The following is an 8427-nucleotide window of genomic DNA, read 5'->3' on the forward strand; positions in this document are numbered from 1 at the left end:
ACAAAAGGAGAAAATTTTATGCATCAAAACATCATAGGTAAAAATGTGAGAATCACTAAAAACGTAAGAGAACATATCGCTAATAAGATGCAAAATATAAAAGTTCATTCTGATAAAATCATAGATGCTAATATCATATGTGAGCATATACATGAAGAATATATAGTTCAAGGTACTATTACTTTCGGTAAACAAGTATTCCATGATAAAGAAAAAGAAAAAGACTTGTATGTAGCAATAGATACAATGTTCCAAAAGATAGAAAGAAAAGTAAGAAAATCTAAAGAGAAAAATATAGATAAAACTCAAAGAGCTGTAGTTGATAAAACTGTACAGGCTGATGAAGATGATGCTTCTTATTCTATAAACACATTATCTTTATATGAAAAACCTTTAGATGAAATTGATGCTCTTGTTATATTCAATCATGATAAAAGACCGTATCTTGCCTATTTCCCTATAAAAAGAGAAGAGGATTTATACAGTGTAAAAATAGGTAAATATCCTTCTTATCTATTTAAAGGAAATGATTCTAAGACTTATGAAATATACGAGAGTGATGATTCTAATTCTTGGAATATAGATGAAGTGAGTTTAACTAGTGATAATAATATAGATGCTAGTTCAAGCAAAAAATATGAATTAAAAGAATATAATGTGAGTGAGGCAGTAAACTATTTGACAGAAAACAATAATGAAAAGTTTGTAGTATATGTAAGCAGTGTTACAGGTCAAGTAGAGGCTTTATATAAGGAATCAGATATATCTTTTACTTTAATAAGAATATTTGAGATATAATTTTTTATAATTAATACTATTTTGGAGGGCTTAACAAAAATGAGCTTGATAGACTATATCAACAAAGATGCAATAATGATAGATGTTCAAGAGACGGATAAAGAACGTTTACTCTCTAAAATGGTAGAAAGGCTTAATGAATGCGGGCTTTTGCTGAATAAAGATGAAGCAGAGCACTCGATTATGGCTAGAGAAAAACTTATGAGTACAGGGGTTGGAAGCGGTATAGCTATTCCGCATGCCAAAACAGATGCTGTAGAAAGAATAGTTTTAACAGTTGCTACTATAAAAAATGGAATAAATTATAAATCTGTAGATAAGAAAAAAGTATTTATAGTTTTTATGCTTCTTGCTCCTAAAGATTCTGCATCAGAGAATTTAAAAGTGCTAACTACAATAGCTAAGATACTTAGAGATAATAGTCATTTTGTAGAGAAACTCATAAATACAGACAAAAATGAAGATATAATATCTCTTATCGCTAAAGAGGAAATGAAATTATAATGCCTAAAAAAATAAATGTTGAAAAATTCCTTGAAATCAACGAAAACAGAAACAACATATTAAAAATAAGAAGATTAACAGGTTTAATTGGCATGAAAAATGAAATATACAGCTGCGATGTCAATAGACCCGGTATGGCATTATTTAGATATTTTCAGGATTTCGCTTTTGAAAGAATACAGATATTCGGCAAGGGCGAAGGAAATTATGTTGTAACTTTAGACAAAGAAAATAAAACTGATATATTTGAAGAGATGCTTTCTTATAAGATTCCTATATGTATATTTACTTATGGGCTTGTGCCGCCGGAATCGTTTATAGAAATTGCTAAAAATAATAATATATGCGTTTTGGTTACTGAACTTCCTACAAATGAGTTTGTATTATCTATGCAAAACTTAATAGAAGAGGAGTTTTTAGAATCTTTTAGAGTTCATGGCGGACTTGTTGAGGTTTTTGGAGTTGGCATTTTAATATTAGGTAAAAGCGGTGTTGGTAAGAGTGAGGCTACTTTAGAGCTTATATATAAAGGTCATAGGCTCATAGCAGATGATACTGTTGAGTTTAAAAAATTAAAAGACGGCAGGATTATTGGTAAAAAGCATGATGTTATTAAGCATAAAATGGAAGTAAGGGGTATTGGAATAGTAGATATAAGCAGGCTTTCTGGTATGAGTGCCATTAGAGATAAAAAAAGACTTGATTTGGTGATAGAGCTTGAACAGTGGAAAGATGATGAGCAATATGACAGAATGGGGCTTTATGATAAAACTTATAATATATTAAACACTGAAATACCTTATATAAAATTACCAGTTCGTGCCGGAAGAAACATATGCATATTAATAGAAACTGCCGCTAAAAACTTGCGTTTAAAAGAGATGGGCTACAACAGTGCTAAAGAATTAGATAGAGATTTAATAGAAGCTATGCAAAAAAAAGGTTCATAAAAAACATATCTATTATATAAAAAAGGATTAAAAATATATGTCAAAAATAGCTGTTGGTATGAGTGCGGGAGTAGATTCTACAACAACGGCAAAACTTTTAAAAGAACAGGGTAATGAAGTTTTTGGTGTTACTATGCTTCTTTGGGACGGCGATGAGAGAGCTCCTTTAGCTGGTTCTTGTTATGGTCCTTATCAAAACAAAGTGGTAGAAGAATGCAAAAAATATGCCGCTCAAATTGGAATTGATTATTATGCTTTTAATGTTAGTGAATTATTTCAAAAAAAAGTAATAGATTATGTAAAAGATTCATACAAAAAAGGGCTTACTCCAAACCCTTGTATAATGTGCAATAGAGAAATTAAGTTTATGGCTTTATTTGATGCTATAGAAAAAAGCGGTTTAACTTTTGATAAATTTGCTACTGGGCATTATGCTGGTGTAAGATATGATGAAGAGTCTAAAAGATATATACTTTTAAGAGGCAAAAATCATATAAAAGACCAATCTTATTTTTTATATAGATTAACTCAAGAGCAATTATCAAAAATAATGTTTCCTATGTATGAAATGACTAAAGAAGATACAAGAAACTTAGCAAGAGAGTACAATCTTATTGATGTGGCAGAGAAAAATGACAGTCAAGATTTTTTTGCTGGGGAATACCATAGGTTATTTGATGAAGATTTAGAAGGAAATATTGTACATATAGAAACTAATGAAATATTAGGTCATCATAATGGAATATGGCATTATACGGTTGGGCAGAGAAAAGGACTCGGTATTGCATACAAAGAGCCTCTTTTTATAATATCATTAGACAGCAGCACTAACACTGTTTATGTGGGAAATAAAAATCACACCATTATAGACAAAGTTACAATATATGACATAAATTGGATAGTAAACAAAAGAGAGAAAGAGTTTACAGCATTGGTAAAAACAAGAAGTGCTCATAAAGGTACTATGGCTAATGTGGTGCCAATAGATGAAAATAGAATAGACATACATTTTTTAGAGCCTACAGGTATAGTAGCCAAAGGACAATCATGCGTTTGCTATGACGGCGAGATTACATTGTGCGGCGGAATTGTATACTAAAACAATAATTTTACCAACTTTTTTGTTGTTCTTTTTCCCGCAGCTTACGCACCTAAAGGTACTTCCTTCAGTCGCGGTACGGACTTCGTCAAAGAACCAAAAAGTACAAATTTATATATTGTCAATATGTATTAAAACAATATTTATATTTTAATAAAAAATGCAGCCTTTTTGCTTCTTTGCGGCGGCAAAAGAAGTGGGGGTACGGGGGCTAGTCCCCGAAAAACTAATAAAACTTAAGAAATATTTTTTGGTAAACTCAAATAAATATATTCTAAAATAACTATATTTTGTTATATGATTATTTTATTCAACTTTTTCCCGTAGCAAAAAGTTGCAAAAAGTACAAGTGTTTTAGCTTTGTACCTTCGATGACATTATCATAAATACCGTAGACAAAACAACAAGAATAGAACCAAATAATATATTAATAGTTAGTGTCTCATTATAAATAAATATAGAAGCTATTACTGTAGTTGTAGGTTCAAACATATTTAATATTGAAGCAAGAGAAGAGCCTAATTGTTTTACACCATAAAGCAAAAGCCCTAAAGAAAATATTGTACAAAGTAAAGATATAGCAATAAAATTATTAAATACATTTATGCTGTCAATCATTTTTAGGCTATTAGTTGCTATACCAAATATAAAAAATACTATAGATACAAATAAAGACATATAAAAAAGCGAAACCATAGTATCAAGTTTAGCAAATGAAGCCTTTTTGTTTGATATAATATAAACTCCGTATGTTACTGTGGTTATTAAAGCATATATTACACCCTTAAAAGATTCCACTTCTACAACTCTAGTTAAAAGTACTATTCCAATAACCGCAGAAATTACAGAGATTATTTTTAATATATTAATTTTCTCTTTATAGACTATAGCCATTAATATAATTACTACAACAGGATATCCAAAGTGAATCATATTGGTAAGCCCTGCTGATATATATAATAAAGAAAGCGATAAAAAGAAAAATGTTAAACCAAGCCCAACTATACTAAACAAAATTAATTCTAAAAATTGTCTCTTATCTATTTTAAAACTTTTTTTTCTTATGAGTATTATAAAAAATAAAAATATTGCTGTAAAAACATATCTATAAAAAACTATTGCCACAGATGAATAATTTTCTCTTATAATATTTTTTGTAAATATTGGAAGAAAACCATAAGCAATAGAAGCAATAATCACTAATAATACATTAATCATTTTATTTTGCTCTTCTTATCTTAACATCAAATCGCTCTTCTACTAAACTAATTAACTCTGGAAGTTTTTGCTCTGCTATCATTTTTAATTTTTCTCTGTCTATTCTTTGAGCAGGTGAACCAAGCATAACAGAATTTGATTCTATTTTTACATTAGTCATAACACCGCTTTGTCCGCCTAATATAACTCTATCACCCAAAGTAACATGGTCAGCCAAACCAACCTGCCCAGCAAGCACACAATGATGACCCAATTTACTGCTTCCTGCAATTCCAACCTGTGATACAATTATAGAATGCTCTCCTATATCGCAGTTATGAGCAATTTGAACTAAGTTGTCTATTTTTACGCCCTCTCTAATGATTGTAGAGCCTAAAGTTGCCCTGTCTATACAAACATTAGCACCTATTTCAACATCATTTTCTATTAAAACATTTCCCCTTTGAGGAATTTTCATCTGCTTGCCATTTACCTCAAAGAATCCAAAACCGTCATTGCCGATAACAGTAGAAGAACCTATTATTACATTGTTTTTTATTATGCATCTGTCATGTATAGAAACATTTGAATGTATGATGCAATTCTCCCCTATTTCAACATCATCTCCCAAAAATACTCCGCTCTCTATTACACTTCCTTTAGCAATTTTTACATTCTTTCCAATATGGGCATTATCCCCTATATAGGTTTCTTTATCTATTTTTGCATTCTCTTTTATAACAGCAGTATTTTCTACTGTGCCTAATGGATATTTTTTATCTTCAAATAAAATATAAAGAAGTTTTATAAATGCTTCTTTGGGATTTGCATGAATAATAGCTGTTTTGTTTTTAAAATCTTCTATAGTGTTTGCCAAATCCTCTCTTAAAATAATTGCACTTGCTTTACTATTTAAAGCGGCTTCTATATATTTATTATTATCAACACAAACTATAGAGCCTTCTGATATATCATTAATCGGAGAGAGGGTTTTTATATTAATATTGTCATCTCCTACTGTTTTTATAGCATTCAAAAATTTAGCAACATCTTTAATATTCATATTTGCTCCATTTAACATTATTAAAAAATTATTATATTTTATTTAATTTTATAAACAAATATATTTTTTTGCAAATTTATATTTTTAAAAATAAAAAACGCTACAGGATATAACCTATAGCGTTTAATATTTTTTTATTTACTATTTCTTATTTTGATGTTAATGAAGTAATAAATTGTTCATATCAGTTATTTCTTTTTCTTGGTCAGCTATTATTCTATTAGCAATCTCTTTAATTTTATCATCTTTTGTAGAAGCTAATATTTGTTTAGAAGCATTAACAGCCCCTTGATGATGAGGTATCATTCCTCTAATAAAATCTATATCATTATCCGTACTAACTTCTATCATAGACATTTCCATCATCATATCATTCATAATTTTCTCTGCTTCATTTCCAAAAGCTTCTGTTTCTATATCGCTATAATCTGTGTTTTTTGCTTTTAATTCATCTACTAAAGCAGTAAACTCTTTTATTTCTTTTTCTTGAGCTTGTATAATATTATTAGCTAAAGTTTTTAGAGTTTCATTTGTAGTAGTTTCAAGAAGTATTTTAGAAGAATCTATAGCTCCTTGATGATGAGGTATCATATTAACTAAAAAATCAACATCTATATTTTTAGTTTTCTCAAAAGGCTGAGCCATCATAGGAGCATGCATTGCATCTATAATTTTAGAACCAGAAGCATTATGAGCTGCATGTGCATTTTCCGGCATTTCATTTTGTGCAGCATTATTTTCTGCCGCAGAAGCAGTATCTGTTTTTTGAGTACAAGAAACAGTAAAAACTAACATCATTATAATAGTAATTAAAGTTAAAAAGTTTTTCATTATGTAAATATCCTTTAATAAATTTTACTATTATAACATCTTAATTACATAAATCGTAAAAATTATATAGACTCATCTTTTAATAAATTATTAAATTGTGCCTTAGAATAAACTTCTATTCTGTCATTATGAAGCACATAACTTTTAGCACTGCTTGTAAGCTCTACTGGTACAATTAATATTCCATTTTTAGCACCAGCCTCAGAAACAAGCATTAAAAAGTCTCTAATCATTAACTCTCCAATCTCAACATTATTCCATCTTTTAAAAGAAATAAGAGTTAAATCTTTTTTATTGCTTTTCATGTTGTATGCTAAATAATCAACTTCATCTCCGTAGCTGTTTTTTCCTTTTTCTCCTGTATATTCCTGAACTATTGAATGTGATAATTTGTTTCTTATTATGTTTTGACAAACCTTTTTAAAATCAAATATGCTCATTTTAAATATTTTATCTATTTTATTGGTAGTTGTAAATTTATTTGGTTTATTATCATCTACAGAAATTTTTAATTGATTTAATACAGCATCAACATTAATTGTAGGTTTTGTATCTATTAAATTTGATATATAATCGAAATCTATAAAAGAAGCCTCCCATAAATTTATTGTTTTATCCCAAAATGCTGTTAAATCCTTGTCTATATAATTTTCAAAGTTATCATTTTTATATTTTTGTAAATGATATGAGCCTGAATCTTTTATTTTATTTAATTGATCTGATGCTTTATATATTTCAGATAAATAACTTAATATTTTATCAACATCATAAATATTAAACTCATTAAGACTAAATGATTTTATACTTCTAAAAGCTTGTATTGAAAAATCTATATCTCTTAAAAAATATGAATAGAAGGCATAGTCAAATATTAAAGAGGATATTTTTTTATCAAATTGAGGAATTTTGTATAATGAATATATTTTATCATAGTATTCTTTAAATAATTTACTATCTTCTAATTTATATAATATAAATAAATATACTTTATCTAAATAAAATTTATAATTATCATCATGAAATTTATCTGCGAGTGTTATTTCTAAAAAAGATTTTGCAATATTTATTTCTTCAGATATTAAATAAAGTGAAATTAAAGATTTTGCTACTTGCTTAGAAACATCTTTATTATTTTTTTCTTTGTTCATTCTTTTGTAAAGTGTTTCTAAAAATGCAAGAGATTTTTTATAGTCTTTTACTTTATAAAAAGCAAAAGCTGCTGCCTTAATATCATCAATATCAAATTCTTCTTTTGCAGATAATGCTTTAGAAAAATAATCGCAAGCCATTTTGAAACTTCTTTCATATGTTAATATAGTAGCTGCTTTTATAGCGTATGTTGTACTCTTAGGGTCAATCTTAAAAACAATAGCAGAATATTTTAATATATTTTCTCTATTTCCTAATGCAGAATATTTCTCCTCCAATTTTTTTGCCGCATCAAGCTGAGCTTTTCCTCTCAAATATCCTATATCCATTAATTGTTCATATTTTTGTAATGCCTCTTCATTCTCCCCAATATTCTCTTCCAACATTGCAAGTTCATATATTGCTTCATAGTCGTTTTCATCTTTGCTTATTCTTTTTTTTAGCTCTAATATTCTCTCTTTGCTTAATTTACCTGATACTTTTCCTATTTTGTTATCTTTGTTTGCAATTATTTTTTTTATTAGAATAAATGTAAGAAAAGCTAATACTAATAAAGTTATTAAATATATCATTATATTATTCATAAATTATCTCTTTATCCTTTCACTATTTTTCAAAATTATTTTATATTATTTTTTATTTTAAATAAAGTTATATTTAAAAATATTTTTGTTTAGGAGCCATAGATATTGCACATTTTTTAGTTTTAAAAAAGTAGGTATTCCTTATAATATAAATAGCTAAATTTAAAGGAATACATATGAAAGAATATACTTCAAATCAAAGAAAAAAGATAGTTCTAAAAATTAATAAAGTTAAGAATAAAGAAATATTAG

General features: G+C 27.8%; 8 protein-coding genes. 4 read left to right on the top strand and 4 right to left on the bottom strand.

Annotated features, from left to right (window positions below):
- Positions 1-18 precede the first annotated feature (18 nt).
- Genes raiA through mnmA form a run of 4 tightly spaced genes read left to right on the top strand, consistent with a single transcriptional unit; the run spans position 19 to position 3351 of the window.
- Positions 19-798: a ribosome-associated translation inhibitor RaiA gene (raiA, locus tag Q0H31_RS08405; protein WP_295297201.1), complete on the top strand. Its 780-nt coding sequence runs from the start codon at positions 19-21 to the stop codon at positions 796-798.
- Between the two features lie 39 nt (positions 799-837).
- On the top strand, positions 838-1302 hold the full coding sequence (locus Q0H31_RS08410) for a PTS sugar transporter subunit IIA (RefSeq protein WP_295297203.1): 465 nt from the start codon (positions 838-840) through the stop codon (positions 1300-1302).
- Positions 1302-2252: an HPr(Ser) kinase/phosphatase gene (hprK, locus tag Q0H31_RS08415; RefSeq protein WP_295297205.1), complete on the top strand. Its 951-nt coding sequence runs from the start codon at positions 1302-1304 to the stop codon at positions 2250-2252. Before Q0H31_RS08410 ends, hprK begins: the two co-directional genes overlap by 1 nt.
- Before the next feature lie 37 nt (positions 2253-2289).
- Positions 2290-3351 carry a tRNA 2-thiouridine(34) synthase MnmA gene (mnmA, locus tag Q0H31_RS08420; protein ID WP_295297207.1) on the top strand — a complete coding sequence of 354 codons (1062 nt, stop codon included), beginning with the start codon at positions 2290-2292 and terminating at the stop codon, positions 3349-3351.
- A 354-nt stretch (positions 3352-3705) separates the two neighbouring features.
- Here the strand turns inward: mnmA and Q0H31_RS08425 are convergent, their stop codons facing one another.
- The 4 genes from Q0H31_RS08425 to Q0H31_RS08440 form a co-directional block, all read right to left on the bottom strand.
- Entirely contained in the window at positions 3706-4569 is an 864-nt protein-coding gene (locus Q0H31_RS08425; protein WP_295297209.1) for a DMT family transporter, read from the bottom strand.
- Between the two features lies 1 nt (position 4570).
- Complete coding sequence (lpxD, locus tag Q0H31_RS08430) at positions 4571-5611, bottom strand: UDP-3-O-(3-hydroxymyristoyl)glucosamine N-acyltransferase (protein ID WP_295297211.1); 1041 nt, start codon at positions 5609-5611, stop codon at positions 4571-4573.
- A gap of 159 nt (positions 5612-5770) precedes the next feature.
- On the bottom strand, positions 5771-6442 hold the full coding sequence (locus tag Q0H31_RS08435) for a DUF305 domain-containing protein (RefSeq protein WP_295297213.1): 672 nt from the start codon (positions 6440-6442) through the stop codon (positions 5771-5773).
- Between the two features lie 62 nt (positions 6443-6504).
- Positions 6505-8175, bottom strand: a complete 1671-nt coding sequence (locus Q0H31_RS08440) for a restriction endonuclease (RefSeq protein ID WP_295297215.1) — start codon at positions 8173-8175, stop codon at positions 6505-6507.
- Positions 8176-8427: the final 252 nt, after the last annotated feature.

The sequence above is a fragment of the uncultured Brachyspira sp. genome, assembly GCF_934747485.1.
Classification (GTDB): Bacteria; Spirochaetota; Brachyspiria; order Brachyspirales; family Brachyspiraceae; genus Brachyspira.